This window comes from Saccharopolyspora montiporae, from assembly GCF_015209505.1.
In the GTDB taxonomy this organism is placed as follows: Bacteria; Actinomycetota; Actinomycetes; order Mycobacteriales; family Pseudonocardiaceae; genus Saccharopolyspora; species Saccharopolyspora montiporae.
Map to the genome: position 1 here is coordinate 57,864 of NZ_JADEYC010000027.1, position 26,311 is coordinate 84,174.

A 26,311-nucleotide genomic window follows, 5' to 3' on the forward strand; every position below is an offset into this window, starting at 1 on the left:
CATCAGCCGCGCAGCACGGTGATCAGTCGGTCGAGAGTCGCGTTGGCGGCGGCCTCGGCTCGCAGCAGTTCGTCGAGCGATCTCCGGAAGAGCTCGTTGGTCTGCGGATCCATGCTCTCCTGGTGCCGGTCGAGGGCCGTCGCGCAGTTCTCGCTCCCCCGTCCCGCGAGCGTGCTGAACCGCACCCACTGCGCGTCGGCACGCGGATCGGGAATGCGGAAGTACTGCTGCGCGTCCCGGGCGATCCGACCGAAATCGACGCAGACCGGGAGGAAGGATGAAACATCGGCCCGCCCGGTCGGCGCTTCCGCCGCCCCGCTCAACGCGGTGGAGAATCGGGACTCCACCTCGTGCAGGCGCAGCGCCAGCTCCTCTCCCCCGTGTTCGTACCACGCGTTCACCTGCGCTTTCCTGGTCAGAACCGGGACCGGTCGATCCTCGGTCGGCGCGACGAGCTGTGCGACGCTGGACTCATCGGCATCCGGGTGGTTCTGCGTCCGTGTCGCGATCCCGACCGCCGCGGTCCCCACCGCTGCGATGATCAGCAGCCCGACCACCCGGCGGCGGGCGGGCAGTGAACCGGAGTACGGCTGCGGTGATCGTCCCGTGCTCGGACGGACCACCGCTCCGGCGGCCGCAGCCACGCCGGCCGCGATCGCACCGGCGACTAACACCGGGGTGAGCATGACCCCGAACACCATCCCGGCCGGGATGGGATGCCACCTGCAGGAGGACTGCAGCGTGCTCAGCGGTTCGATGCAGCCGTCGATCGCCGTCAACGCATACATCCCCGAAAAACCCACCACCGCGGCGGTTTCCGCGGCGATGAGCGTACTGAGCAGCCGATAGGGGCCGGCCGGCACTGCGGCGGCGACGGCTGCCACCGCGGTCGCCGCGACCAGGACGGCCAGCAGCCACGCGAAATACCCCAAGGAGTAGATCGCACCCGCTCCCTGCGGTAACGGCTGCCAGGTGTGCAGGTACGCCTGCACGCCCAGCACGCCCACCCAGCCCAGGACCCCGGCGAGCACTCCGGGCAGCAGAACCCGGCGCAACCGCGGCAACGCCGTCTCCGAGGCGGGACGGTCCGCCGTGGATGCGAGGGGTGATCGCAACCAGCGCGGAGTACCGTCGTCGACCGCCCACGCCAACAACGGCACGATCCACAGCGCGCCGACCGCGGTGAGGACGAACGCCGGCGCGGACACGCTGTCCAGCAAGGGCAGCACCGCGGCGACCAGGTGCAGCGTGCCCGCGTGCTCGGTGGCTCCTCCACCAAGACCGCGAGCGAGCACTGCGCCGATCTGCTCCGTCCCGAACGGCGACCCGCTGGTGAGCCCGGTACCCGTTCCCTGCCACCACACGAACCACGACGACAGGGCCAGACCTGCGGCGGCGAGCCCGGCCACCATCGCCGACCGGGCAACCCGGTGCGACGGCCACGTGGTGGCCGACAACCGGGCGCACTGTTCGACCCACCAGCCGATACCCGCGCCTGCCAGTACGACGAGCAGGAGGAACTCGGGACGGGGCGGCAACCATTCGGTGACCGCGACGCGGTTCAGCATCAGCTCACCGACGACCATCCCCGCCCCCAGCCACAGCCCGGCTCGCGCTCCGGACGGGACGCGACGCGTGGTAAGCACGGCGTGCACCACGCCGCGCCACAGGGTCATCCCGGCCACAGCCATGACGAGACCCGCTACAACCAGGGTCAACCCCTCGTGGATCCAGCCGATGAGGGGACTATCGGGATCCACGTAGGACACGTGCGAACGGAGTTGGGCGCTGATCAACGTGGCGGCCACACCGGTCAAGAACATCGGCAACGCCCGAACCGCGAACAGCACTGCCGGATCTTGCACAGCATCGCTGCGGAGATCCCGCCGCGGGTGCACACGCCACACGTCCAGGAACGAGGTCCGGCCCGGTGCCGGCGCAGATCGCCACGTGGACCGGTGCGCACCCCACCGCAGCGCCGCCAGGTCGGCGTAGAGCTCCCGGCTGCGCAGCACATCCGACCGCGCGAGGTAGACGAGCACCACCAGCACACCGATCAACAGCACGGCTCGCGCCCCGATCGGCCGGTCACTCGCCCAGAACCCACCGGTCAACGCCGTGAGCGCCCACACCGCGTACGGCAGCAGCACCGCTCCGAGGAACACCCGCCACATCGCAACGGTCGTATAGGTGAGCGTGACGTCACCGTGCCGAATGTGGGCGAGCTCGTGCAGCACCACCGCCCGGAAGCGCTCGGGGTCATCGCCGGCACGAGCGACCAGCCCACCGTGCAGGCACACGGTGGGCCTGCGGTTGCTCCCGAACACGACCGCGTCCGTCGAGGCCGCTGCCGGATCGACCACGATCCGCGGCATCCGAACCAATCCCGCGGTCTGCGCCGCGTCCCGCACCTGCCGGAGCGCGCTCGTCTGCTGCAGCGCGACGAGCCCGTGCCGCCGGACCTTCCACACCGGGATCGCCCGGAACAACAGCGCCGTTCCGGCGACCACCAGGACCGGCCAGCCCAGGATGATCCACCACGGCGGGGGCGGCTCGAACCGGGCCCGGCATTCCTCGTATGCCTCGTACTGCGGCATGAGCGCGAGCTTGGTCTGCAGGACGTCGTCGTCGGGGTCGGCCCCTCCGGCCAGCGCGCAACCGACGTTGCTCGACCCGGAGACGCCGCCCAGGACGTCCTGCATCATCGCCCCGCTGGCCACGATGAGCAGGACCGCGAGCAGTGCGAAACGCACCGTCGTTCCCGCGCCCAGGACCCGCTCGTCGACCCGCCGCGGCGCGGGGTCGGTAGGCATCACGCCGTGGTCGACGTGCCGTCGCTGTCGTCGCGCGTTCGCCGTTGCAGCCGATCCACCACCTGGTCAGCGATACCCTGCGCAGCCTCGCGTTCCCACCCTTGCTGCGTGGCCGCTTCCACGAGCTGCTGCCGCAGGTGATCGAGCTGCTCAACGGTCAACGGCGGCACGATCACGTCCGAACTCTTCTTCCGGACGACCCTGCGCCACAGACCTTTCAGGCCGTTGGCCGCGCCGTCCACCACCGCACCGGCTGCCGCCTTGGCGGCCTCGTCGAGCACCAGCCACACGACCGGGGTCGCTAAGGCCACCACTTCACCCCAGCCGAAGCCCAAGGGCTCGCGCCGTCGCCCGGAACGCCGCAAGCGCCGCACGACCGAGGCATCGTCGAGCCGGACGAACCCGTCCACCAGGGGTAGTTCCTCGGGAGCCGCCACAGCTACGACGTCGCGGACCACGTCGCGCACCCGGTGCGTCCCGGAACTCGCTGCTTCGGTCCCCATATCCACCCCTCCGATCGGTCGCGCTCAACCGCGGCACACCGTTGTTCAGGCTATCGGGAACGCGGTTCTCCGTGGCCGCGAACGCTGAGGCGTGCATCGTCGCGAGCACGGGCGATCACTCCAGCGAGGTCGGGTCGTTCACGCTCACCTGCGAAGGGGCCATCGAGGGCCGTACCAGGTCGTCGAGGGCGATCTCGAAAAGCCCTTCGGCGAAGCGGTTCCGTTCCTGGTGCGGTGCGGATGGAGTGGACCGGTCCGGAGGGAAATCGGCTCTCCGTCCGGCGCCGCGCGCGGTCACGCCGCTCCCGCCCCGACCGGGCTTCCGGAAGTCGCCAGCGCGGCAGGCGGTCGACCGGAGTCGCTGCTACCTGGGGTTTCGCACCCGGGCGGGTCCGGTTCACCGCCGCGCAACGCCCGTTGACCGCATCGATATGGCCGGGTGCCACATCGCGGGCCCGTCGAGTGCGAGCATTCCCGCCCATCAGCGGTTTTCCGGGGACCGGCCGCGGCCGGGGAAGGCGGGGCGCACGTGCAGTACTTGTGGGGAGCGGGCGGCATGCTGGTGGTGCTGCTGCTCGCGTTCGCGTTGTCCACCGATCGGCGCTCGATCCGCCCGCGCACCGTGCTGGGCGCGCTGGCGATCCAGATCGTGTTCGCGGTCCTGGTGCTGGCCACCGGACCGGGCGGTCAGGTGCTCGGTGCCGTGGCCGGTGCCGTGCAGGACGTGATCGATTCCTCCGAGGAGGGCATCGAGTTCATGGTCGGCCCGATCCTGCCCTCCGAGGGCACGGTGGTGGCCTTCCAGGTGCTCCCGGTGATCGTGTTCGTGTCCTCGCTGACCGCGGTGCTGTACTACCTCAACGTGCTGCAGTGGGTGGTGCGCATCATCGGCGGCGGCCTGCGCAAGGTCCTGGGCACCACCCGGCCGGAGTCGCTGAACGCGACCGCCAACATCTTCCTCGGCCAGACCGAGGCCCCACTGGTGATCCGCCCGTACCTGGCGCGGATGACCCGCTCGGAGTTCTTCGCCGTCATGGTCGGCGGGCTGTCGACGGTGGCCGGCAGCGTCATGGTCGGTTACGCGCTGATGGGCGCGAGCCTGGAGAACCTCATCGCGGCGAGCTTCATGGCCGCCCCGGCCGGCCTGCTCATGGCCAAGATCATCATGCCCGAACCGCGCAGCACCGACGAGGCCGCCCAAACCGGCCCGGACGCCCGCACCGCGGACAGCACCACCGCAGACACCGGAGGCAGTGATACCGACGACGACGGCACGAGCTCCGAGCCGGAGGACTCCGCGGACGAGGACGACACCGGCAAGCCGACCAACGTCATCGATGCCGCGGCTTCCGGCGCCTCGGACGGGCTGCGCCTGGCGCTCAACGTCGGCGCCATGCTGTTCGCGTTCGTGTCGCTGGTCGCCCTGATCAACCTCATCATCGGCGCGGCGGGCGGCCTGTTCGGCGTCCCGGAGCTCACCTTGCAGGAGATGCTGGGCTACCTGTTCTCCCCGCTGATGTTCGTGATCGGCGTGCCGTGGGACGAGGCGGTGCAGGCGGGCAGCTTCGTGGGCCAGAAGCTGGTCATCAACGAGTTCCTGGCCTTCTCCGAATTCGGCCCGCGGATCGGCGAGTTCAGCGAGAAGACCACCACCATCGTCACTTTCGCGCTGACCGGGTTCGCCAACATCGGCTCGCTCGGCATCCTGCTGGGCGGACTGGGCGGGCTGGTGCCCAGCAAGCGCAGCTGGATCGCCCGGGACGGCGTGCGCGCGCTGCTGGCCGGCACCTTGGCCAACCTGCTCTCGGCCACCATCGCGGGCGTGCTCATCTGACCCGCCGGTGCCCCGCGCCGAGGACCGGCCGGACTATCCTCGGCGCGGGAACCGATCCGAGAGGAGTGGGCGTGGCCGCACGAGGCGAGCGCGCCCGGGAGACCGGTCACGCCAAGCAGCACCGCACCGTCAGCCGGGTGACGACGATCCTGGAAACCGTGGCCGCCGACCCGCGGGGCGTGCGGCTCAGCGCGCTGGCCGAGGTGCTCGACGCCCCGAAGACCTCCGTGCACGGGCTGGTCAAAGGGCTCGTCGCGACCGGATACCTCCGCGAGCAGCAGGGCTGCTACCTGCTCGGACCCGCGGTCGGCGCCCTGCTGTCCTCCCCGGACGCGCAGCTGGCCGCCGCAGCACACCCGCAGATGCAGCGGCTGCGCGACCGCTTCGACGAGACCGTGATGCTGGCGGTGCTGGTCGGCGATTCCGTGGTGTACCTGGACAGCCTCGAATCCGGGCAGCTGATCCGGTACTCGGCACCGCTGCGCACCCGCCGGCCCGTCTACCCGACCAGCACCGGCAAGTGCCTGCTCGCCCACCAGCCCACCGCGCGCCGCGACGCCTACCTGGACGAGCACGTGGACCCGGCCGACCGCGAGCGGGTGCGCCGCGAACTCGACGAGATCGCGGCCGAAGGCGTGTCGCGCAACCGCGGCGAGACGGTCCCGGACGTCACCGCGATGGCCGGGATCGTGCTCGCCCGCCGGGCCACCGCGTCGGTGGCGATCGCCGGCCCCACCGAACGGGTCAGCGCCCACCTGGACGCGATGGCCGGCGAGGTCCGCGAGACCTGCGCCCGGATCGCCCGCGACTTGGGTTCCTGACCCGGTCAGCGCGGCGCCGGTGCGTCGTCGCGCGGCAGCCCGAGCATCCGCTCGCCGATGACGTTGAGCTGAACCTCGGTGGTGCCGCCGTAGATCGTCATCGCCCGGCAGCTGACCACCTGCTCCATCCACGTGTCACTGGGCTCGCCGGACACCGACACCACCCCGGCGGTCCCGAGCTCGGCCAGGCAGAACTCGGCGACCTGCTGACCGAAGCGCATGTTCAGGAACTTGCCGACGCTGGAGGTCGTGCTGCTGTCGCCGCCGGAGAGCTGCTGCAGCACCGACCGCGCCCCGAGCAGGTCGATGATCTGGTTGTCGCAGACGAACCGCCCGATCCGCTCGCGGGCGCTGCCGCCGGGCTCGCGGTCCCCGGCGAACCGCAGCAGATCGGCCAACGTCGGGTACGAGGCGTTGCCGCGCCCCAGCGCCACCCGCTCGCTGGACAACGTCGCCCGCGCCACGCTCCACCCGTCACCCACGTCGCCGACCACGCAGTCGTCCGGGATGAACACGTCGTCCAGGAAGACCTCGTTGAACAGCTCCTTGCCGGTGGCCTCGCGCATCGGACGCACCATGACACCGGGCGTGGACATGTCCAGCACGAAGTAGGTGATCCCGGCGTGCTTGGCCGCCTGCGGATCGGTGCGGGCGATGAGCATGGCCCAGTCGGAGAACTGCGCGACGGTGGTCCAGATCTTCTGCCCGTTGACCTTCCAGCCGCCCTCGACGCGCTCGGCCTTCGTGGTCAGCGAGGCGAGATCGGATCCGGCGCCCGGTTCGCTGAACAGCTGGCACCACACGACTTCCCCGCGCAGCGTGGGCACGACGAGCCGCTGCTTCTGCTCCTCGGTGCCGTAGGCCACGACCGCGGGCACCGCCCAACCGCCCATCAGCAGCTCGGGCCGGCTGATCCCGGCACGGCGGAGCTCCTCGTCGATGACGATCTGCTCCAGCGGACCGGCGTCGCGACCGTAGGGGCGCGGCAGGTGCGGTTGCACCCATCCGCCGTCGCCGAGCCGCACCAGCCGGTCACCTTCGCCGAGGTCGGCCAGTCCGGCCAGTTCCGCGCGCACCGCCTCGCGCACCGACTCGCTGCCCTCGGGCAGGTCGATCTCGACGGGGCGGGCCGCGCCGGACAGCGCCTGGTCGGCGACCTCGGTGGCCAAGTCCCCGGAACGGCCCAGCAGCCCGCGCACCGTCAGCGCGCGGCGGTAGTACAGGTGCGCGTCGTGCTCCCAGGTGAACCCGATCCCGCCCAGCACCTGGATGCAGTCCGCCGCGCACTGCACCGCGGCGTCCGGGGCGACCACCGCCGCGATCGCCGAGGCGAAACCCGCCGCGTCGTCCCCGGAATCCACCGCACGGGCCGCATCCCACACCACCGCGCGGGCACCTTCCAGCGCGATGCCGGTGTGCGCGCACTTGTGCTTGACGCCCTGGAACTGCCCGATCGGTTTGCCGAACTGGACCCGGGTGCGGGCGTACTCGGCCGCGGTGGACACGCTCCAGGACGCGATGCCGACCGCTTCGGCACCGAGCACCACGGCCGCGATCGCGCGGACCTGACCTTCACCGAGCCCGAGCACCCGCTCGTCCGGCACGTGCACCTCGGCCACGTCCACCCGCGCCGCGGCCCGGCTGACGTCGAGGCTGTCCTGTTCGACCACCCGCACGTCCGAGCTGTCCAACACGGCCCAGCGGGTCCGCTCCGCCTCGCGCACCGGTAGCAGCAGCACGTCGGCGAGGGATCCGCCGAGCACGCCCACCGTGGTGCCGGACACGGTCAGCCCGGACCCGTCGCGAACCCCCGGCAGCGGGGTGCCCAGCGCGGTGGCGGCGGTGCGCGAGCCGTCGGCCAGGCCGGGCAGCAGCTTGGCGGGCAGCTCACCACCGGCGGCGGCCAATACCGCCGAGGACAGCACCGACGGGGTGAACACCCCTGGTGCGGCAGCATGTCCGAGCGCCTCCAGCGCTACGGCCAGTTCCAGCAGCCCGCCGCCCTGGCCGCCGTGCTCCTCGGGCAGGTGCAAGCCCAGCAGGCCTTGCTCGCCCAGCTCCGGCCAGAACGGCGCCGCGGTCTCCGCCCGCGCGTCCACGGCATCGCGCAGCACCTGCGCGGTGACGTGCCGCCGCGCGAACCGGCGCACCGATTCGGCCAGCTCCTCGTGATCGGCACCCAGACCGATGCCGAGCCCACCTGCGGTCATGAACACGTTCTCCTTCCTCAGCACCGGTTTTCACGCCCACGCGGCGAGTTCGCGCTCGACGTCGCGCACCGTCCACGGACCGTCCACCTGCGCCGTGCGCACGTCGTGCCAGCCGGCGAGCTCGGCGATCGCCCCGCCCTGCACGGAGAAGACCCGCCCGGTGAACGGGCAGTCCTCGGCCGCCAGATGGGCGACCAGCGGGGCGATGTTGGCCGGGCTGAACGCGTCGAACTCCCCTTCGTCGGGCTCCTCGTCGAACAGCGCACCCATCCCGGGCGTGGCCAGGGTCAGCCGGGTGCGGGCGATCGGTGCGATCGCGTTGACCCGCACTCCGTAGCGATCCAGCTCCGCGGCCGCGACCTGGGTCAGCGCCGCGATCCCCGCTTTGGCCGCACCGTAGTTGGCCTGACCGGGGTTGGGCAGGAACGTGCCGGACGCGGATGCGGTGTTGATGACCGCCGCCCGCACGTCCTCGCCCTGCTTGCTGCGCTGCTTCCAGTGCCCGGCGGCGTGCCGCAGCATCGCGAAGTGCCCCTTGAGGTGCACGCCGAGCACCGAATCCCACTGCTCCTCGTCCATCCCGGCGATGAACGCGTCGCGCAGGATGCCCGCGTTGTTGACCAGCACGTCGAGCCGCCCGAACTCGGCGACCGCGCGGTCCACGAGCGCGCCGGCACCGCGCCAGTCGGCGACATCGCTGCCGTCGGCGACCGCGGTGCCGCCTGCCGCGGTGATCTCGTCGGCCACGTCCTGCGCCGGGCCGCTGTCGGATCCGGTGCCGTCGTTGCCGCCGCCGACGTCGTTGACCACGACCGAAGCACCCTCCCCGGCGAACAGCAGGGCGTGCTCGCGTCCGATGCCGCGTCCCGCGCCGGTGATGATCGCGACGCGTCCTCGCAACGATCCCATGGTGTGCACCCTCATTCCGTCCGGTCGGCGAGGACCGCGAGGCCGTCGGCGATGACGGTCCGCCCGGCCGCGCCGGTCTCGTAGGCGTAGGTCGTGGCGCCGGGTTCGGTGCCGCTGCGCCAGATCCGGGTGTTGAGGTCCTGCCCGGGCAGGACCGGTTTGGCGAACCGCACGGCGAGCCTGCGCAGCCGCGCGGTGTCCGAGCGGGCGAGTTCGGTGAGCACGGCCCAGGAGGTGAACGCCATCGTGCACAGGCCGTGCGCGATGATGCCCGGCAGCCCGGAGGCGCGGGCCATCTCCTCGTCGAGGTGGATCGGCATCGGATCGCCCGCGGCCTCCGCGTAGCGGAAGGTCTGGTCGTCGTCGACGTGCCCGGTGACCTCGGCCGCCGGTGCCACATCGCGCAGTGCCTCGTCGAACCCGTGCGCGGGCGCCGACTCGCCCGTGCGGGAGCCCGCGTCGACCTTGCGGAAGAACGCGGTCATCCACTGCTCGTTGACGAGCTCACCGGCGACGTCGCGGGTCTCGGTGCGCACGAGAACGGCCGTGCCCGCGGGTTTGCCGTCGACACCGACCGGCCGCGCCCGCGACACCAGCCGCTCACCGGGCCGGATCGGGCGGTGGAAGACGAAGTCCTGCTCGCCGTGCACCAGCTTGCCCAGCAGCTCGGGCGGTGCGACGGACAGGGCCGCCGGGATCAGCGACGGGAACACCGGGACGATGCCGAACACCGGGGGCGCGATCTCGCCCGCCCGGTGCGCCGGGATCGGATCGTTGGTCGCCGCCGCGTACTGCGCGATGCGCTCGCGCGTGACGTCGAAGGCGTCCTCCTCGGTCCAGCGCCCGAGGCCGTCGGTGTCGAAAGCGGGGCCGTCGGTATCGGAAGCGAGGCCGGTCATCGGATCAGGAGACCAGTCCGGCCAACGCGGACACCGACTTCTCCAGCTCGCCCTTGGTGTTCTTGCCCAGGGCCGTGCCGATGGGGCCGACGATCATCTGGCCGGTGAACTCGGCGTCGATGGTCGCGGTGGAGCCCTCGCCCACGGGTTCGACGGTGAGCGTGAACGAGACCTGCACCCCGGCCATGCCGGTGCCGCTGATCCGCAGCGAGCGGGGCGCGTCGTACTCCTCGACGGTCCACTCGATCTTGTTGGCCATGCCCATCACGGACACGACCTCGGTGATCCGGCTGCCGACGCCGATCTCGTCCGGGATCTCGCTCTTCCAGTCCTGGTGGATCGTCAGCCACTCCTCGAACCGGGCCAGGTCCGAGACGGTCGACCACGCCTTCTCCGGGGAGCAGGGGAGTTCGGCGGGAACGTGCACGGCGACCATGGGATCGTCTCCTTCGCTCGGTTGCGGATCGTTCAGCGGTTCGCGGGCCGGTAGGCGGAGACCACGGCGGCACCGCCGAGCCCGATGTTGTGTTGCAGCGCGATGTTGGCGCCCTCGACCTGGCGCCGCTCGGCCCGGCCGCGCAGCTGCCAGGTCAGTTCGGTGCACTGGGCCAGCCCGGTGGCGCCCAGCGGATGCCCCTTGGAGATCAGGCCGCCCGAGGGGTTGACCACCCATCGGCCGCCGTAGGTGGTCTCGGCGGCGTCGACGAGCCGACCGCCCTCCCCCGCGGCGCACAGGCCCAGCGCTTCGTAGGTGATGAGTTCGTTGGTGGAGAAGCAGTCGTGCAGCTCGATGACGTCCACATCGGACGGATCGACTCCCGCCTGCTCGTAGACCTGCCGCGCCGCGGTCCGGGTCATCTCGGCGCCGACGAGGCTGATCGCGCTCTCGTCGTCGAAGGTGCTGGGCAGGTCGGTGACCATCGCCTGCCCGGCGATCTCCACCGCCTGGCCGGCCAGACCGTGCCGCTCCACGAACGACTCGGAGGCCACGACCACCGCCGCCGATCCGTCCGAGGTCGGCGAGCACTGCAGTTTCGTCAGCGGTTCGTACACCGCGGCCGAGGAGCGGATCTCGTCGAGGGTGTAGACGTCCTGGAACTGCGCGTACGGGTTGTCCGCCGAGTGGCGGTGGTTCTTCTCGCCGATCCTGGCGAACTGCTGCTCGGTGGTGCCGTAGCGGCGCATGTGCTCGCGCCCGGCCGCGCCGAACATGTACGGGGCGGGCGGCATCGCGAACTCGTGCAGCTCGGCCAGCGCGAGCAGGTGCCGCATCATGGGCTGCTCGCGGTCGTCGTAGGTCGCACCGAGCGAACCGGCCTGCATCTTCTCGAAGCCCAGCGCGAGCGCGCAGTCGGCGGCACCGCTGCGCACCGCCTGGGTGGCCAGGAACAGCGCGGTGGCTCCGGTCGAGCAGTTGTTGTTCACGTTGACCACCGGGATACCGGTGAGGCCCAGCTCGTAGATCGCGCGCTGCCCGGAGGTCGACTCGCCGTAGACGTAGCCGACGTAGCCCTGTTGCACCTGGGCGTAGTCGATCCCGGCATCGGCCAACGCGGCGCTGCCGGCCTCGCGGGCCATGTCGGGGTAGTCCCCGTCCCGGCTGCCGGGCTTGACGAACGGGGTCATCCCGACCCCGATCACGTACGCCGCACCGCCGCTCGTTCCGCTGCCCACGTCCGCCTCCTCGCGCACCGGCTGCACCAACCTGTGTGCGACAGGCTGTCGCAGATATGTTTCTGAGACAAGGTGTCACAGGAAAATGGCGCTAGTAAGCTTCCAGCGATGCTGGAGACCACGAGCGGCGACGGCCGGACGACGCGCTGGGACGCGCACAAGGCGCAGCGCCGGGAGGACGTGCTCGATGCCGCGGTGGCCGCCATCGAGCAGGACGGGCCGGGCGTGGGCGTGCGCCGGATCGCCGAGGAGGCGGGCCTGCCGCGTTCGGTGGTGTACCGGCACTTCGCCGACCGCGCCGACCTGGACGAACGGGTCCGGCAACGGGTCGTGGACGCGCTGATGACCGAGCTGGCACCGACGCTGCGACCGGACGGCACTCCCGAAGAGGCCATCCGACGGGCCGTGGACGCCTACCTCGGTTGGATCGAGCGGCACCCGCGGCTGCACGCCTTCCTCGGCGCCGGATCCGGCCGACCCGGGCCGGACTCCTCGCGGGCCGTGTCCGGGACCAAATCCGTGATCGCCGCGACAGTGGCCGACCTGTTTACCCGGCTCGTGCGGGCCTCCGGTGCCGATACGCTGCTCGCCGGTCCGCTGGCGTCCGGGCTGGTCGGATTGGTGGACGCCTCGGTCAACCGGTGGCTGGGCGACCGGGAGGGCGGGCTTTCCGCGGGCGAGCTCGCCGACTACCTCACCCGCTCCGCGTGGCTGGTCCTGGACGGCAACCTTCGAGCCCTGGGCGTCGAACTGGATCCGCGCACCCCGGTCGGCGACCTGCTCGAAGGGTAGAACTTGGGCGATGCCGGCGAGGCAGGCCCCGGAAGCTTCAGTAGGAGCGCGGCAGGCCGAGCACGTGCTGCGACACGTAGTTCAGCACCATCTCCTGGCTGATCGGTGCCAACCGCATCAGCCGCGCTTCCCGGAAGTAGCGCTCGACGTGGTACTCGCGGGCGTAGCCCATGCCGCCGTGCGTCTGCACCGCGGCGTCGGCGGCCTGGAAACCCGCGTCGGCGCACAGGAATTTCGCCATGTTCGCCTCGCGCCCGCACTCCAGCCCGGAGTCGTAGCGCCACGCCGCGTTGCGCGCCATCAGCCGCGCGGCGTCCAGCCGAGTGAGCGCCTCGGCCAGCGGGAACGCCAGCCCCTGGTTCTGCCCGATCGGCCTGCCGAAGACTTCGCGCTGGTTGGCGTAGCGGGTGGCGTGCTCGATGGCGGCGCGCCCGATGCCGAGCGCTTCGTGCGCGAGCAGGATCCGCTCCGGGTTGAGCCCGTCGAGCAGGTAGCGGAAACCCTTGCCCTCCTCACCGATCCGCGCCGACACCGGAACCCGCAGGTCCTGGATGGACAGTTCGTTGGAGGCCACCGCGTTGCGGCCCATCTTGGCGATCGGGTTGATCTGCACCGCGTCCGGATCCAGGTCGGCGACGAACAGGCTGATCCCGTCGGTGGGCTTGGCCACCTGGTCCCGCGGCGTGGTGCGCGCGATGAGCACCATCTTCTGCGAGTCGCCCGCCTTGGTGATCCACACCTTGCGCCCGTTGATGACGTAGGAATCCCCGTCGCGCCGGGCGAAGGTGGACACCCGCGTGGTGTCGGTGCCGGCATCCGGTTCGGTGACCGCGAAGCACACGTGCAGGCTGCCGTCCACGACGCCGGGCAGCACCTCCTCGCGCAGCTGCCGACTGCCGTGCTTGACCAGCACGTTGATCCCGAAGATGGTGAGGTGCATGGTGCTGCACCCGTTCATCGCGGCACCGGAGGCGGCGACCTCCTCCAGCAGGATCGCGGCTTCCTGGATGCCCAGCCCGCCGCCGCCGTACTCCTCCGGGATCGCGATGCCCAGCCAGCCCGATTCGGCGAAGGCGTTGTAGAACTCCCACGGGAACCGGTGCTGCTCGTCCTGCTGCGCCCAGTAGTCGTCGCCGAACCGGCCCGCCAGCTCGCGGACCGCGGAGCGGATGGCCCGCTGGTCCTCGGTGAGCTCGAAATCCATTGCTGTCCCTCTCAGTTGACGATGCCGTCGTTGCGGAGGCCGACCACCTGGTCCGCGCCGTAACCGAGCTCGCCGAGCACCTCGTCGGTGTGCTGACCCAGGGTCGGCGGCGCCAGCGCCGGTTCCGCGGGGGTCTGCGACGCCTTCACCGGGAACCCGGTCCCGCGGTAGGTGCCCGCTGTGGGGTGGGCGAGTTCGACGACCTGCTCGCGTTCGTGCACCCACGGGTCGGCGTAGAGCTCGGCCATGCCGTTGATCGGTCCGGCCGGAATCCCGGCGCGGCCGAGCTCGTCGATCCAGTGCTGCACCGGCCGTTCGCGCAGCACCGGCTCGACGAGCGCGTTGAGCTCGTCGCGGTGCGTCACGCGCTGGGCGTTGTCGCAGAAGCGCGGATCGTCGGCGATGTCGAGCCCGAGCGCCGCGCAGAACAGCCCCCACAGCTTTTGGCTGCCGACCGTGATGTTCATCCAGCCGTCCGCGGCCCGGTACGCCTGGTAGGGCGCGATCATCGGGTGCGCGGCACCGCTGCGCTCCGGTTCGTCCCCGGTCTGCAGGTAGCTGCCCGCCGCGTAGGTGTGCCAGGCCATCTGGGCTTCCAGCAGCGAGACGTCCAGGTACTGGCCGCGTCCGGTGCTGTGCCGTGCCTGCAGCGCCATGAGCACGGCGATGATGCCCCAGGTGCCGCCGTTGAGGTCGGCGACCGGGAGCCCGACCTTCATCGGTGCGCCGTCCGGTTCACCGGTGAGGTTCATGATGCCGCCCATGCCCTGGGCGATGAGGTCGTAGCCGGGCCGGTCGCGGTAGCGGCCGGTCTGCCCGAAACCGGTGATGGACAGGTGGATCAGCCGCGGGTTGAGCTCGCTGAGCGTGTCGTGGCCCAGTCCCCATTTCTCCAGCGTCCCGGGCCGGAAGTTCTCCACGACGACGTCGGCCTCGGCAGCCAGCGCGCGCACGATCTCCCGCCCGCGCTCGGTCTTGAGGTCCACCGCGATGCCGCGCTTGTTCCGGTTGGCCGCCAGGAAGTAGGCCGCTTCACCACCGTCCAGGAACGGTGGCCCCCAGGTGCGGGTGTCGTCGCCGTGCCCGGGCGGTTCGACCTTGATGACGTCGGCGCCCATCTCGCCGAGGAACTGGGTGCAGTAGGGGCCGGCGAGGATGCGCGAGAGGTCCAGCACCCGGATGCCGTCGAGGGGTTTCGTCATCACGCCTCCGTACACGTTCTTATTTGCGAACCTAAGGATCCGGATGTCGGCGCGTCAAGAACCACAAGCACGCCTGATTCACGGTGATTCGTCCGTTACTGCTGCTACCGAACCGGTTGACCCGGCCCAGCACTCACCCTAATGTGTCGCCAGCCACAGACATGACGTTCGTATTTCGGAACACGGGGAGCATCGTGGGCGCTCGACGAACAGCGAGGCGGAGCAGGCGTGCACTGGCCGCGCTCGCAGCCGCCCTGATGGCGGGAACCTGGACCGCCTCCTGCAGCACCGGGGCAGCCCCGGAACCGGAACCCACCATCACCCTGCGGATGGCCGACTCGTTCCCCGCCGAACATCCGCTGTCCGAAGGCGGGGCCGAGTTCCTCATGCAGCGCGCCAGCGAGCTCTCCGGCGGCCGGATCGACTTCGAGTACTTCCCGGCCGAGCAGATGGGCCACGCCGAGGACATGCTCGACCTCACCCGTTCCGGCGTGGTCGACGTGGCGATGATCGCGCCCGCCTACGTCCCCGCCCAGCTCCCGCTGTCCAGCGTCGCCGACCTGCCCGGCATGTCCGAGGACGCGTGCAGCGGCGGAGCAGCCGTGCGCAGCCTGACCGAGGACGACGGGATCCTGCTGCGCGAGGACTTCGCCCCCAAGCAGATCCGCCCGCTGGCGATCGGGGTCATCCCGGGCTACGAGGTGATGACCGGCGACCGGCAGGTCGAGCACCCGGACGACGTGCGCGGGATGCAACTGCGCTCTGCGGGCGGTGCCATCGACCGCACCGTCGAAGCACTGGGCGCGGCACCGGTTTCCATGCCGGCCACCGACATGTACGAGGCGATCTCGCGCGGCACCGTCGACGGCACCGTGCTCGGTCCGATGAGCGCGCACCCGTACCGGCTGGACGAAGCCGCCGACAACTCGACCTCCGGCGCGCAGCTGGGCAGCTGGACGGCCACCTATTCCATCGCGGACAAGACCTGGCGCGAGCTGCCCGCCGCCGACCGGGACGCGCTCACCCGCGCCGGCCGGGAGACCTCGCAGCACCTCTGCGAGGTCGTCGAACGGGAGAACTCCGCGGCGCAGCAGGAGATGCAGGAGGGCGGGATGGACTTCCGCGAGCTCGGCACCGAGGAGAAGAACACCTGGCAACGCGCCACCGCGCACGTCCCGCAGCAGTGGGCCGCGGACATGGCGCGGATCGGCCTTCCCGGACAACAGGTGCTCGACGAGTTCCGCGCCGCCCGCGCGCAGCAGGACCGGGAAGGGCAGTGATCACCATGTCCCGCCTGGAAACCCTCGTGCTGCGCGCCGAACGCGTCTGCACCGCGGTCAGCGGCGCGGCGCTGGTGGTGCTGGCCGCGCTGATGACCGTCGAGGTCGTGCTGCGCTATGCGGTGGGATCGCCGCTGTCCTGGTCGATGTCGTTCATCACCGAATACCTCCTGCTGGGAATGTTCTTCCTGGCCATGTCACCGACCTGGCGCCTGGGCGGGCACGTGCGCATCGACGTGCTCTACACCCGGATGCCGCCGCGGGTGCGCCGCTCCCTCGACGTCGGCGGGAACGTGCTGTGCCTGCTGTTCGCCGCGCTGCTGCTCTACGCCGGCCTGCTGGCCACGCACGGCGCGTGGGCCGGCGGCGAGATCCCGCCGCCGGGCGGAGCGGAACTGTCCTGGCCCACCTGGATCTCGCGGGCACTGCTGCCGATCGGTGCCGCGGTCCTGGTGCTGCGCCTGATCAGCGCCGTGTTCACGCCGACCACCACCGCCGAGGAGCGCTGATGCTGGTAGCACTCGTCATCGCACTGCTGCTGGTGCTGCTGCTGGCGCACGTGCCGGTCGCCTTCGCCATCGGCATCGCCGCCGCGGTGGGCCTGCTGGCCTACGGCGGACCGGACATGCTGCTCGGGATCGCCGAGACCACGCCCTACTCCGCGGTGAGCTACTCGCTGTCGGCGATCCCGCTGTTCATCCTCATGGCGCAGCTGATCCTGCACAGCGGCGTGGCGCAGAACCTCTTCGACGCCGCCCGGGTGCTCGTCGGCCGCACCCCCGGCGGGCTCGGCGTGGCCACCACGCTGGCCGGGTCCCTGTTCTCGGCGATCTGCGGATCCAGCACCGCCTCGGCGGCCACCCTCGCCTCGACCACCATCCCGGAGATGACCCGACGCGGCTACGACGCCCGGCTGGCCAACGGGCTGGTCGCCGTCGTGGGGACCCTGGCCGCGATGATCCCGCCCAGCATCGTGCTCGTGTTCTACGCGGTGCTGGCCGAGGAGAGCGTCGGCCAGGTGCTCGTGGCCGGGTTCGTGCCCGGCGCGCTGGTCACCGCCGCGATCATCGCGACCACGCTGCTGCTGATCTGGCGCAAACCGCACCTGGCGCCGACCGCCCAGGCGCACAGCTGGCGGGACAAGGTGCGCGGGCTCGGTGCCGCCGGACCGATCGCGCTGCTGTTCCTGCTGGTGACCGGAACGATCTACGTCGGCGTGACGACGCCGACCGAGGCCGCGGCACTGGGTGTGCTCGGTGCGCTGGCCATCGGCCTCGCGCGGCGCAAGCTGCCGCTGTCGGCGCTGCGGGCGGCGGTGACCGAGACGATCACGTCGAGCGTGATGATCCTCATGATCATCACCAGCGCGTACCTGTTCGGCTACTTCCTCACCGCCACCCGGGTCACCCAGCAGCTCGTCGAGACGATCTCGTCGATCCCGGCACCAGCGCTGGCGATCTTCGCGCTCATCGCGCTGATCTACCTGGTACTGGGGTTCTTCATGGACCAGATGGCGATCCTGGCGCTGACCGTGCCGGTAGCGCTGCCGGTGATCGAGGAGCTCGGCTTCGACCCGATCTGGTTCGGGGTCATCATCGTACTGCTGGCCGAGATCGGCATGGTCACCCCACCGCTGGGACTCAACGTCTTCGTCGTCTCCCGCGCCTCGGGTCGACCGACCGGCGAGATCTTCCTCGGCGTGCTGCCGTTCGTGATCGCGATGCTGCTGCTGGTCGTGGTGCTCACCCTGTGGCCGGGCATCGTGCTCTGGGCACCCTCCACGATGGCGGGTTAGGGCCCGGACGCCGCACCGCCCAGCACGCCCGCGGCGGGCGCGATCACGCGGCGTGTGGACACCTGCCCGCTACGTGGACCAAGATCATGTGGTGCAATGCTCGCCGGAAATGTCGCGCCGCGCCGACCGCCCCACCTGCGCAGGTGGGCACACCGGTGCCCGTGCCGACGCGAGGTCCGGCAACGGCGCCGGTTGGTCCCCAGCGTGGAGGTGGGTGTTTCGTGGAACAGGTCGTGCTGCTCAACGAGTCCGGTGAGGCGACCGGAACGGCGGACAAGGCGACGGTGCACCACCGGGAGACCCCGCTGCACCTGGCCTTCTCCTGCTACGTGTTCGACGACCGGGGCCGCTTCCTGCTCACCCAGCGCGCGCACCACAAGCTGACCTGGCCGGGCGTGTGGACCAACACCTGCTGTGGCCACCCCGCACCGGGTGAGGACCTGCCGGGCGCGATCACCCGCCGGCTGCGCGAAGAACTGGGCCTGACCGCGAGCACGCCGGCACCGGCGCTGCCCGGCTTCCGCTACCGCGCGGTGATGGGCAACGGCGTGGTGGAGAACGAGATCTGCCCGGTGTTCGCCGCGTTCACCGAGCACGACGCGCAGCCCAATCCGGACGAGGTCGCCGAGACGCGCTGGGTCGACTGGGCCGAGTTCAGCGAGCGGGTGCTGCACGGCGGCGCGGAGATCTCGCCGTGGTGCTTCGAGCAGGTCGAGCAGCTGGTCAAGCTCGGACCCGACCCGACGTCCTGGCCCGTCGGCGCCGAGCAGGACCTGCCCGCCGCAGCGCGGTGACCGTCCCGACCGGCCGGGCCGCACCGCAGCGCCCGGCCGGTCGGCGGATCAGCCGCGCGCGCCCGCCTTCGCGCGCAGGTCCAGCGACCAGCTCCACTCCCCCGGCTCCGGCGCACCGGCGAGCTTGAGCCCCGCGGTGCGCAGCGTGCGCGCGATCGCCGTGTTGTCCACGTGCGTCTGCGCGGTCAGCTGCGCGATCCCCAGCTCGCGCGCCTTCTCGACCAGACCGCGCACCAGGATCGTGCCCACCCCGCGGCGCTGCCAGTCGTCGCGCACCAGCAGCGCGACCTCACCGGAATCATCCTGGTACATCAGGTTTCCCATGCCCACGATCTCGCCGTCCGGGGAGAGCACCAGCAGGCACCGCCCCAGCGCGGGGGTCAGCAACCGGCGCAGGCCCTGCTCCCCGGGACCGGGCCCCGGCCCGAAGTACCGGCGGTAGCGGGCCGCACCGGAGCAGCGGTCGTGAAAGGCGCACACCAGGTCGAGGTCCGCGCGGGTAGCCGCCCGCACCGTCACGCGGCAGCCGTCCCGGGTGCGCGCGCGATCGATCCGGGTGGGGACCAGCCGCCGGCAACTCGCGGCGAACTCCAGCATCGAGCTGGCCCGGGCGAACTCCGCGGGCGTGAACGACGCTCCCGGGCGGCGCACCTCCAGCAGCCCGCCGCCCGGTTCGGGCAGCCGGATCACCTCCGCGGCGAACTCGGCCCCGGGGTCCGGCTGCGGACTCTCCTGCCAGACGACCTCGACGTCGCCGAGCAGGCGCTGCAGCGCACCGACGACCTCCGCGCGGCCGTTGATGAGGTCGTCGGCGAGTTTGACGGTGCGGGTGGGTACGTCGTCGAGTTCGCGCACGTCGGCGCGCAGCGCGCGGATCTCCGTCCCGCCGGCCGCGCGCACCGCGCCGACCAGCTGCGCCTCGGTGACCTCGGCGGGCAGGTGCAGCAGGACCTCGTCCACGACACCGTCCGGCATCGGGTGCACGTGCATCGTGCGGATATCGCCGCCGAGCGCGGCGAGGTTCCCGGCGAGCTGCGCCAGCCGCCCCGGAGCGTCGGCGACCGCGGCACGCAACCGCCACAGTTCCCGTTCCATGGCTACCACCCCGTCCGAGTCGAGTGCGCGGGTTTCCCCGGATGTCCTGCAGCCATCCTGCGCCCCGGGCATTGCAGCCGTTCGACCTGCGATGACATCGAGGTAAACCGGACGACATCACACCCGACCGGGGGATGGGCGCCACTCGCGGACAACACTCCACTACGGACGGACGGTAGCGAAAACCCTTGCCACCCGATCGATCAGCGCTGCTCGCGCACCTCGATACCCGCCGAGTCGAACAGCGCCACCGACAGATCCAGCACCTGGTCCGGGCCGATGGCCGCCCCGCGCAGCCACGGCGCACCCACCAGCCCGCGCAGGCCCGAACCGTGCAGCGCCAACCCGTCCAGCCCGACCTCGGTGACATCGGCCTCGGCCAGATCGCTGTCGTGAATGCGCCCAGCAGTGATCGCAGCCTCCCGCAGGTCCGCGCTGCGCAGGTCGCACTCGGTGAACTCCGCCGCCCGAGCCCGCACCATCCGCAGGTTCGCCCCGTCCAGCCGGCATCCGCTGAACAGCACATCGGACAGGTGCGCCCCGGCCAGCACGGCCCCGCTCATCCGGCAATCCCGGAACTCCACCCGGGCCAGCTCCGCGCGATCGGCCACCAGCCCGGACAGATCGCACCCGGTGACGACGACGTCGACCAGCCGCAACCGCCGCACCCGCACCCCGGTGAGCCTGCCGGACCGCCAGCGGCTGCCGGTCATGCGCATTTCGTGCAGCTGGTCCCCGGCCTCGGCGCCGAACGGCGTTCCGGTGATCTCGACCTCGGTGAGCTCCTCGGCGGGCGCGGGATCCGCGACCTCGCGCAACTGCTCGGCGACCTCGGCGGGCCGACGTTCGGCGGGCTTGCGACGAGAACTGCGCGGTGGCACCGACCCAACCTAGCCGCCCGCCGCGCGGCGCGGTGTCCCGGGGGCGCTCAGCGCTCGGGCTGCTGCCCGTAGTCCGCGAACTTCGCGGCGCAGCGGGCGAGTTCCTCGTCATCGAGCAGCCGCGGCTCGCCGACGCGCACCGCCGTCAACCACAGCTGGCACAGCCACTCCAGCTGCCGCGCGCGGTCGTAGGCCTTGGCCAGCGTCGGGCCCAGCGTGACGGTACCGTGGTTGCGCAGCACGCAGCCGGTCCGGCCCCGCAGCGCCGCCGACATCGCCGCGGCCAGCTCCGGGCTGCCGAACGTGGCGTACTCCGCCACCCGCACCGGGCCACCGAACTCGGCGAGCTGGTAGTGCACCGCGGGCACGTCGTCGCGCAGCAGGGACAGCGCCGTGGCGTGCAGCGAATGCGTGTGCACCACCGCGGCAGCACCGTGATCGCGGTAGGCCGCCAGGTGCACCGGCAGTTCCGAGGTCGGCGCGAGCTCACCGGCCACGACGTGTCCGGACAAGTCCACCAGCGGCACGTCCGACCAGGTCATCCGCGCGTAGTCCACTCCGGACGGGGTCACCGCCACCAGATCGCCGCTGCGCAGCGACACGTTGCCGGACGTGCCGACCACGAGACCGTCGGCGATCATCCGCTGCGCGACGGTGACCACCTCCTGGCGCTGCCGCACCAGCCCCGGCACCTCGCCCATCCCGCTCCCTCCTGGGACGACACCGACGCGGCCCCGCAGGACCGCGCCGGCACCGAACCGAAACCTCGTCAGCAGCCGCCGGTCTCGTACCCGCTGATCGCGGCGACCTTGGCGGCCGAGCCCGACGTCTCGTCGAACCGGTAGTCCAGCCACTCGCCGGCCAGCCTGCGCGCCAGCTCCAGACCCACCACGCGCTGACCGAAGCACAGCACCTGCGCGTTGTTGCTGAGCACGGCCCGCTCCACCGAGTAGCCGTCGTGCGCGGTCACCGCGCGGATCCCGGGCACCTTGTTGGCGCTGATGGCCACGCCCAGCCCGGTCCCGCACACCAGCAGCGCCCGGTCGGCCGTGCCGTCGGCGATCATGCGCGCCGCGCGGACCGCGATGTGCGGGTAGTCGGTGTGCTCGTCGGCGCCCACACCGACGTCCACCACCTCGGCCACCCGCGCGTCACCCTGCAGGTCCTGCTTGAGCGCGTCCTTGTGCTGCACGCCCGCGTCATCGGACCCGACGACGATGCGCAGCGGTTCCTGCTCGCTCACGATTCCTCCCTGTACTGCGCGGAAAACCCGATTGCCATCACTGCCCCAGCACCTCGCCGACCTCGGTCAACACCATCGCCAACGACGTGGCACCCGGATCAGGGGTGCCGACGCTGCGCTCGGCCAGCGGGCGCGCCCGCCCGGTGCGCGGGCGCAACTCGGCGGTGCGCTCGGCCGCCGAGGTCGCCGCTTTCGCCGCCCGATCCCACGCCTGGGCGCCGCCGGCACCGCCGTCCACACCGGAACGCAGCTCCTCGACGAACGGCACGAAGGCGTCGACCAGCGTCTTGTCCCCGACCTCGGCCCGGCCCAACCGCTGCACCGCGGCCAGCGCCGCGGCCGCCCCCGCGACGAGGTCCCCGGCGGCGACCTCGCGGTCCTCGGGCAGCAGATCGCCGAACGAGCGCAGCGCAGCGCCCCACAGCACGCCCGACGTGCCGCCGGCCTTGGCCGCCCAGGCATCACCGGCCGCCACCAGCACCGCGGCCGGACCCACGCCCTGCCCGGCGCTCTCGTCGGCCGCGGTCACCGCGGCGGCACTGCCCCGGGTCATCCCGCGGCCGTGGTCGCCGTCACCGGCGATCGCGTCCAGCCTGCCCAGCTCGTCCTCGGCCCCCTCCAGCAGCGCGCCCACGGCGTGCAGGGCCTGCCGAACCCGCTCGGCGGTGGCCTGCCCCGGGGCCGGTGCCACGACCACCGGTTGCTGCACCGGCTCGGGCACCTCGTCGGCGGCCTCCTCCGGATCGGCCGGGGAGATCGCGACGTTGCCCTTGCGGTAGGCGGGCGAGTCGGCAGGCGCCTGCCACAGCCGCTCCAGCTCGTCGTCGAGCCAGGTCAGGGTCAGCGAGCACCCGGCCATGTCCAGGCTGGTCACCAGCTCACCCACCTCGGGTGCCACGACCTCCACCCCGGCCTCGGCCAGCAGCTTGGCCGCGGTGCGCCACACGACGAACAGCTCCTCGTACTTGGTACCGCCGAGCCCGTTGAGGATCGCGGTGACCGTGCCGCCGCTCTGCGGGGCTTCCTGCAGCAGACCGTCCACGAGGATCCGCGCCAGCTCGGCGGCCGAGGGCAGCTCGCGCTCGGAAACACCGGGCTCGCCGTGGATGCCCAGCCCGAGCCCCATCCGGCCGTCCGGCACCTCGAACAGCGGGTGGTCCTGGCCGGGCAGGGTGCAGCCGTCGAAGGCCACGCCCAGGCTGCGCGTGCGGTCGTTGGCGTGCTCGGCCACCCGCACGACCTCGTCGAACGAGTAGCCCTCCTCCGCGGCGGCCGAAGCCACCTTGAACACCACGAAGTCACCCACCACGCCGCGACGCTTGCTGCGCTCGGCGTCCGGGGCGCTGGCCACGTCGTCGGTGACCACCACGTTGTGCGCGCGGACGCCCTCACGTTCCAGGCGTTCCACGGCCAGGCCGAAGTTCATGTTGTCCCCGGCGTAGTTGCCGAACGAGAACACCACTCCCGCACCCCGGTCGGCGGCGCGGGCCACGGACAGCGCGTCCGCGGCCGACGGCGAGGTGAAGATGTTGCCCACGACCGCCCCGTCGGCGAAGCCGGGCCCGACCACGCCGCAGAACGCCGGGTAGTGCCCGGACCCGCCGCCGGTGACCACGGCGACCTTGCCGCGCCGCGCGCGCTCGGCGCGCACCACACCACCGGGCACCTGCCGGACGTAGCCGGGGTTGGCGGCCACGAACCCCTCGACCATGTCCTCGGAGAACGACGCGGGATCGTCGTACAAGCGCGTCATCTGCAAGCTCCTCTGCGCTGGTTGGCGGAAACTGCCCGATCCGGGCGGTCTTTCACTGCGCGCCCCGCTGCCACACCGGGCGGACCCGCTCGATGGAGGCCAGGTAGTCCCGGTAGCCGCGCTCGTAGAACTCCACGGCACTGGGGTGCGGCCGGACCGTGCGCCGCTGGGCGGCCCACTCCTGCCGGTCGATCGGCTCGCCGAGCGCGTCCCAGGCCGTCATGGCCGCACCGCGCGCCCCGACACCCTCCTCGTGCGGGACGTGCAGCGGCTTTCCGAGCACATCGGCGAAGATCTGGCTCCACGCCGCCGAACGCGCCCCTCCCCCGCACGCGGAGACCGCACCGGTGAGCCCGGCCGACTCCAGGTTGTGCCGGGCGGCGTAGGCAACGGCCTCGCACATCGCGCGCACCAGATCGGCCGGTTCCGTCTCCAGCGACAGCCCGGTGAACTGACCGCGCGCCCGCGGTTCCACGAACGGCGCCCGCTCGCCGGAACCGGACAGGAACGACAGCGCCGACACCCCGCCGGCACCGGGTTCGCTGGCCTGCAGCAGCGCCTCCAGCTCGTCGAGGCGCGCACCGACGGTGCGCAGCACCCAGTCCAGGTTCGCGGTGCCGACCATGGCGGGCATGACCCGCAGGTAGCGCTGCTGGTACGGGGTGGCCAGCCACATGCCCGCGGCCTCGCCACCGGCGTCGATGGAGACCTCATCGCGCAGCACCTGGCAGCCCAACGTGGTGCCGATGACCAGCGTCCCGTCCCCGACCTCGTCGATGCCGGAACCGAACGCGCAGGCGGGCAGATCGAACGGGCCCGCCGAGACGGGCAGACCGGAGGGCAGGTCGAGCGCGGCGGCGCTGGCGGTGTCCAGCGCGAACAGCTTGCCGGCCGGGGCCGGTTCGGCCAGCAGCCCGCGGTAGGGGGTGAGCCCGCAGGCGTCGAGCGCCTCGGCCGAGTACGTGCGGCTGGGCACGTCCAGGAACGGCAGCGAGGCGTCCGAGGCGTCGACGGTGATCTCCCCGGTGAACCGCTGCACGATGGCGTCCACGCAGTACCCGGCCACGCTCGCCCGCCGCAGCCGCTCGGGCTCGTGCTCGGCCAGGTGCGCCAGCAGCGGACCGGCCGAGCCGGGGAACATCCCCGAGCCGGTGAGCTGGTAGACGCGGCGCTGCACCCCGTCGGCGTCCCAGCGGGCCAGCACGTCGGCGCTGCGCGCGTCCAACCAGGACAGCGCGGGGCCGACCTGCGCACCGGCGTGGTCGCGCAGCCACAGCCCGTCGCCCTGCCCGGTGATGGCCAGCGCCTCGACCGGCTGGCCGGCCGCGGCCGCGTCGGCGCTGACCGCGCGCACCACCCGCACCACCGAGTCGACGACCTCGTCGAGATCCTGCTCGACCCGGCCGCCCGGCAACCGGCTCAACGTGCTCGACACGCTGTGCGTGACCAGCGCCGACCCGCTGCGGTTGAGCAGCGAGGCCTTGGTGACCGACGTTCCGACGTCGACCCCGATGATCATGGCCGCAGGCCTTCGAACCGGGCCAGCACGTCCGGGTTGGCCACGAACTTCGGCTGCTGCCCGCCCAGGAAGCGGGCGAGCTCACCGGCGACGATCTCGGCGGCGCGGTGCGCGGTCTGCCGGGTGGCCCCGGCCAGGTGCGGCGTGGTGATGACGTTCGGCGCGTCGAACAGCGGCCAGTCGCGCGGCGGCGGCTCGATGTCGTAGACGTCCACGGCCAGGGCACCCAGGTGCCCGGACTTGAGCATCGCCGGCAGCGGCTCGTAGTCGAGCAACCCGCCGCGCGCGGAGTTGATCAGCACCGCGCCCTCGGGCAGCAGCTTGAGGTTGTCCCCGTTGAGCAGGTGCTGCGTCTCCGGAGTCAACCGGGCGTGCAGGCTCACCACCGAACTGCGCCGCAGCAGGTCGTCCAGCTCGACGAGCTCGACCCCGTCTTGGCCCAGCTGCGCGGCGTCGGCGAACGGGTCGGCCACCAGTACGTGCGCGCCGAAGGCGTTGAGCACCCGGGCCACGATGCGGCCGATGGCGCCGTAACCGACCAGGCCGACCGTCGAGCCTTCCAGCTCGATCCCGGCGTTGTCGTAGGCGTAGTAATCACCGCGCCAATTGCCGGACTTGAGCTCGGCGTCCGATCCCGGGATCCGGCGCAGCGCGGCCAGCGCCAGACCCACCGCGAATTCGGCGGCCGCGGCGGCGTTGCGCCCGGGCGCGTAGCTGACGAGCACCCCGTTGTCGGTGGCCGCCTGCAGGTCGACGTTGACCGGCCCGCCCCGGCAGACGCCGATGAACTGCAGCGCGGGGGCCTGGGCCAGCACATCGCCGGTGAACGGCGCCATCTGGGTCACCGCGATCTCGGCGCCGGGCAGCGCCTCCAGCAACTGCTGCTCGGTGCCGCTGGCCTCCTGCACGGTGCCGACCGGACCGAACGGCTCCACCGGCCACGGCAGCTGCAGGGTGCTGAACTGCAGATCCCGGTCACCCGAGGTGCGGCGCAGGGCGTCGACGAACACCTCCGGCGCCACGAAGTGATCACCGGCAGCGAGAACGCTGGTCATTGCGACTCCTTTGTCCTGAATGGGGTGCGGCCGTC

At 71.8% G+C, this 26,311-nt stretch carries 23 protein-coding genes; 7 read left to right on the top strand and 16 right to left on the bottom strand.

Annotated elements, in window-relative coordinates; translation table 11 throughout:
• Window positions 1-2: 2 nt before the first annotated feature.
• Both IQ251_RS15720 and IQ251_RS15725 read right to left on the bottom strand, forming a co-directional pair.
• The gene (locus IQ251_RS15720) at window positions 3-2,813 is read right to left on the bottom strand and encodes a M48 family metalloprotease (RefSeq protein WP_193929343.1); all 2,811 of its coding nucleotides are present in this window, start codon (window positions 2,811-2,813) and stop codon (window positions 3-5) included.
• Window positions 2,813-3,223, bottom strand: a complete 411-nt coding sequence (locus IQ251_RS15725; protein ID WP_228047114.1) for a hypothetical protein — start codon at window positions 3,221-3,223, stop codon at window positions 2,813-2,815. Before IQ251_RS15725 ends, IQ251_RS15720 begins: the two co-directional genes overlap by 1 nt.
• Window positions 3,224-3,845: 622 nt before the next feature.
• Between IQ251_RS15725 and IQ251_RS15730 the strand changes: the two genes are divergently transcribed.
• The gene (locus IQ251_RS15730; RefSeq protein WP_370591429.1) at window positions 3,846-5,150 is read left to right on the top strand and encodes a NupC/NupG family nucleoside CNT transporter; all 1,305 of its coding nucleotides are present in this window, start codon (window positions 3,846-3,848) and stop codon (window positions 5,148-5,150) included.
• Window positions 5,151-5,221: 71 nt separating this feature from the next.
• On the top strand, window positions 5,222-5,971 hold the full coding sequence (locus tag IQ251_RS15735; protein WP_193929345.1) for an IclR family transcriptional regulator: 750 nt from the start codon (window positions 5,222-5,224) through the stop codon (window positions 5,969-5,971).
• Between the two features lie 5 nt (window positions 5,972-5,976).
• Here IQ251_RS15735 and IQ251_RS15740 read toward each other — a convergent pair whose 3' ends face one another.
• From IQ251_RS15740 to IQ251_RS15760, 5 genes are read right to left on the bottom strand one after another with little or no spacing between them, the layout of a single operon-like run.
• On the bottom strand, window positions 5,977-8,181 hold the full coding sequence (locus tag IQ251_RS15740) for an acyl-CoA dehydrogenase family protein (RefSeq protein WP_193929346.1): 2,205 nt from the start codon (window positions 8,179-8,181) through the stop codon (window positions 5,977-5,979).
• 30 nt (window positions 8,182-8,211) lie between these two features.
• Window positions 8,212-9,090 carry an SDR family oxidoreductase gene (locus tag IQ251_RS15745; RefSeq protein WP_193929347.1) on the bottom strand — a complete coding sequence of 293 codons (879 nt, stop codon included), beginning with the start codon at window positions 9,088-9,090 and terminating at the stop codon, window positions 8,212-8,214.
• An 11-nt stretch (window positions 9,091-9,101) separates the two neighbouring features.
• On the bottom strand, window positions 9,102-9,989 hold the full coding sequence (locus tag IQ251_RS15750) for a MaoC/PaaZ C-terminal domain-containing protein (protein WP_193929348.1): 888 nt from the start codon (window positions 9,987-9,989) through the stop codon (window positions 9,102-9,104).
• Window positions 9,990-9,993: 4 nt separating this feature from the next.
• On the bottom strand, window positions 9,994-10,425 hold the full coding sequence (locus IQ251_RS15755; protein ID WP_193929349.1) for a type II toxin-antitoxin system Rv0910 family toxin: 432 nt from the start codon (window positions 10,423-10,425) through the stop codon (window positions 9,994-9,996).
• A 32-nt stretch (window positions 10,426-10,457) separates the two neighbouring features.
• Entirely contained in the window at window positions 10,458-11,663 is a 1,206-nt protein-coding gene (locus IQ251_RS15760) for a lipid-transfer protein (RefSeq protein ID WP_370591430.1), read from the bottom strand.
• A gap of 108 nt (window positions 11,664-11,771) precedes the next feature.
• Between IQ251_RS15760 and IQ251_RS15765 the strand changes: the two genes are divergently transcribed.
• Window positions 11,772-12,455 carry a TetR/AcrR family transcriptional regulator gene (locus tag IQ251_RS15765; protein WP_193929350.1) on the top strand — a complete coding sequence of 228 codons (684 nt, stop codon included), beginning with the start codon at window positions 11,772-11,774 and terminating at the stop codon, window positions 12,453-12,455.
• Between the two features lie 37 nt (window positions 12,456-12,492).
• Here the strand turns inward: IQ251_RS15765 and IQ251_RS15770 are convergent, their stop codons facing one another.
• Together IQ251_RS15770 and IQ251_RS15775 are read right to left on the bottom strand one after the other, a co-directional pair.
• Window positions 12,493-13,659: an acyl-CoA dehydrogenase family protein gene (locus IQ251_RS15770; protein ID WP_193929351.1), complete on the bottom strand. Its 1,167-nt coding sequence runs from the start codon at window positions 13,657-13,659 to the stop codon at window positions 12,493-12,495.
• A gap of 11 nt (window positions 13,660-13,670) precedes the next feature.
• Complete coding sequence (locus tag IQ251_RS15775; protein WP_193929352.1) at window positions 13,671-14,861, bottom strand: CaiB/BaiF CoA transferase family protein; 1,191 nt, start codon at window positions 14,859-14,861, stop codon at window positions 13,671-13,673.
• Between the two features lie 329 nt (window positions 14,862-15,190).
• Here IQ251_RS15775 and IQ251_RS15780 point away from each other — a divergent pair, with 329 nt between their 5' ends.
• The 4 genes from IQ251_RS15780 (at window position 15,191) to idi (ending at window position 18,730) form a co-directional block, all read left to right on the top strand.
• Window positions 15,191-16,141 (top strand): TRAP transporter substrate-binding protein, encoded by a 951-nt coding sequence (locus IQ251_RS15780; RefSeq protein WP_193929353.1) that lies wholly within the window; start codon window positions 15,191-15,193, stop codon window positions 16,139-16,141.
• Window positions 16,142-16,146: 5 nt separating this feature from the next.
• Window positions 16,147-16,650: a TRAP transporter small permease subunit gene (locus IQ251_RS15785; protein WP_228047136.1), complete on the top strand. Its 504-nt coding sequence runs from the start codon at window positions 16,147-16,149 to the stop codon at window positions 16,648-16,650.
• Window positions 16,650-17,936 carry a TRAP transporter large permease gene (locus tag IQ251_RS15790; protein WP_193929355.1) on the top strand — a complete coding sequence of 429 codons (1,287 nt, stop codon included), beginning with the start codon at window positions 16,650-16,652 and terminating at the stop codon, window positions 17,934-17,936. Before IQ251_RS15785 ends, IQ251_RS15790 begins: the two co-directional genes overlap by 1 nt.
• Before the next feature lie 221 nt (window positions 17,937-18,157).
• Window positions 18,158-18,730: an isopentenyl-diphosphate Delta-isomerase gene (idi, locus tag IQ251_RS15795; RefSeq protein WP_193929356.1), complete on the top strand. Its 573-nt coding sequence runs from the start codon at window positions 18,158-18,160 to the stop codon at window positions 18,728-18,730.
• Between the two features lie 48 nt (window positions 18,731-18,778).
• Here the strand turns inward: idi and IQ251_RS15800 are convergent, their stop codons facing one another.
• The 7 genes from IQ251_RS15800 to IQ251_RS15830 form a co-directional block, all read right to left on the bottom strand.
• Complete coding sequence (locus tag IQ251_RS15800) at window positions 18,779-19,825, bottom strand: GNAT family N-acetyltransferase (RefSeq protein WP_228047116.1); 1,047 nt, start codon at window positions 19,823-19,825, stop codon at window positions 18,779-18,781.
• Window positions 19,826-20,028: 203 nt separating this feature from the next.
• Window positions 20,029-20,706 carry a pentapeptide repeat-containing protein gene (locus IQ251_RS15805; RefSeq protein ID WP_193929358.1) on the bottom strand — a complete coding sequence of 226 codons (678 nt, stop codon included), beginning with the start codon at window positions 20,704-20,706 and terminating at the stop codon, window positions 20,029-20,031.
• A gap of 47 nt (window positions 20,707-20,753) precedes the next feature.
• Complete coding sequence (locus IQ251_RS15810; RefSeq protein ID WP_193929359.1) at window positions 20,754-21,407, bottom strand: class II aldolase/adducin family protein; 654 nt, start codon at window positions 21,405-21,407, stop codon at window positions 20,754-20,756.
• Between the two features lie 68 nt (window positions 21,408-21,475).
• Window positions 21,476-21,949 (bottom strand): ribose-5-phosphate isomerase, encoded by a 474-nt coding sequence (locus tag IQ251_RS15815; protein WP_193929360.1) that lies wholly within the window; start codon window positions 21,947-21,949, stop codon window positions 21,476-21,478.
• Between the two features lie 37 nt (window positions 21,950-21,986).
• The gene (locus tag IQ251_RS15820; protein ID WP_193929361.1) at window positions 21,987-23,702 is read right to left on the bottom strand and encodes a dihydroxyacetone kinase family protein; all 1,716 of its coding nucleotides are present in this window, start codon (window positions 23,700-23,702) and stop codon (window positions 21,987-21,989) included.
• Between the two features lie 52 nt (window positions 23,703-23,754).
• Entirely contained in the window at window positions 23,755-25,221 is a 1,467-nt protein-coding gene (locus IQ251_RS15825) for an FGGY-family carbohydrate kinase (protein ID WP_193929362.1), read from the bottom strand.
• Window positions 25,218-26,276 carry a 2-hydroxyacid dehydrogenase gene (locus IQ251_RS15830; protein ID WP_193929363.1) on the bottom strand — a complete coding sequence of 353 codons (1,059 nt, stop codon included), beginning with the start codon at window positions 26,274-26,276 and terminating at the stop codon, window positions 25,218-25,220. Before IQ251_RS15830 ends, IQ251_RS15825 begins: the two co-directional genes overlap by 4 nt.
• Window positions 26,277-26,311: the final 35 nt, after the last annotated feature.

Bases quoted from the DNA above. Each gene is read 5' to 3' on its own strand.
- IQ251_RS15720 (WP_193929343.1), bottom strand. From the start codon at position 2,813: ATGCCTACCGACCCCGCGCCGCGGCGGGTCGACGAGCGGGTCCTGGGC.
- IQ251_RS15740 (WP_193929346.1), bottom strand. From the start codon at position 8,181: ATGACCGCAGGTGGGCTCGGCATCGGTCTGGGTGCCGATCACGAGGAG.
- IQ251_RS15745 (WP_193929347.1), bottom strand. From the start codon at position 9,090: ATGGGATCGTTGCGAGGACGCGTCGCGATCATCACCGGCGCGGGACGC.
- IQ251_RS15750 (WP_193929348.1), bottom strand. From the start codon at position 9,989: ATGACCGGCCTCGCTTCCGATACCGACGGCCCCGCTTTCGACACCGAC.
- IQ251_RS15755 (WP_193929349.1), bottom strand. From the start codon at position 10,425: ATGGTCGCCGTGCACGTTCCCGCCGAACTCCCCTGCTCCCCGGAGAAG.
- IQ251_RS15765 (WP_193929350.1), top strand. From the start codon at position 11,772: ATGCTGGAGACCACGAGCGGCGACGGCCGGACGACGCGCTGGGACGCG.
- IQ251_RS15770 (WP_193929351.1), bottom strand. From the start codon at position 13,659: ATGGATTTCGAGCTCACCGAGGACCAGCGGGCCATCCGCTCCGCGGTC.
- IQ251_RS15775 (WP_193929352.1), bottom strand. From the start codon at position 14,861: ATGACGAAACCCCTCGACGGCATCCGGGTGCTGGACCTCTCGCGCATC.
- IQ251_RS15780 (WP_193929353.1), top strand. From the start codon at position 15,191: ATGGCCGACTCGTTCCCCGCCGAACATCCGCTGTCCGAAGGCGGGGCC.
- IQ251_RS15785 (WP_228047136.1), top strand. From the start codon at position 16,147: ATGTCCCGCCTGGAAACCCTCGTGCTGCGCGCCGAACGCGTCTGCACC.
- IQ251_RS15790 (WP_193929355.1), top strand. From the start codon at position 16,650: ATGCTGGTAGCACTCGTCATCGCACTGCTGCTGGTGCTGCTGCTGGCG.
- IQ251_RS15800 (WP_228047116.1), bottom strand. From the start codon at position 19,825: ATGGAACGGGAACTGTGGCGGTTGCGTGCCGCGGTCGCCGACGCTCCG.
- IQ251_RS15810 (WP_193929359.1), bottom strand. From the start codon at position 21,407: ATGGGCGAGGTGCCGGGGCTGGTGCGGCAGCGCCAGGAGGTGGTCACC.
- IQ251_RS15820 (WP_193929361.1), bottom strand. From the start codon at position 23,702: ATGACGCGCTTGTACGACGATCCCGCGTCGTTCTCCGAGGACATGGTC.
- IQ251_RS15825 (WP_193929362.1), bottom strand. From the start codon at position 25,221: ATGATCATCGGGGTCGACGTCGGAACGTCGGTCACCAAGGCCTCGCTG.
- IQ251_RS15830 (WP_193929363.1), bottom strand. From the start codon at position 26,276: ATGACCAGCGTTCTCGCTGCCGGTGATCACTTCGTGGCGCCGGAGGTG.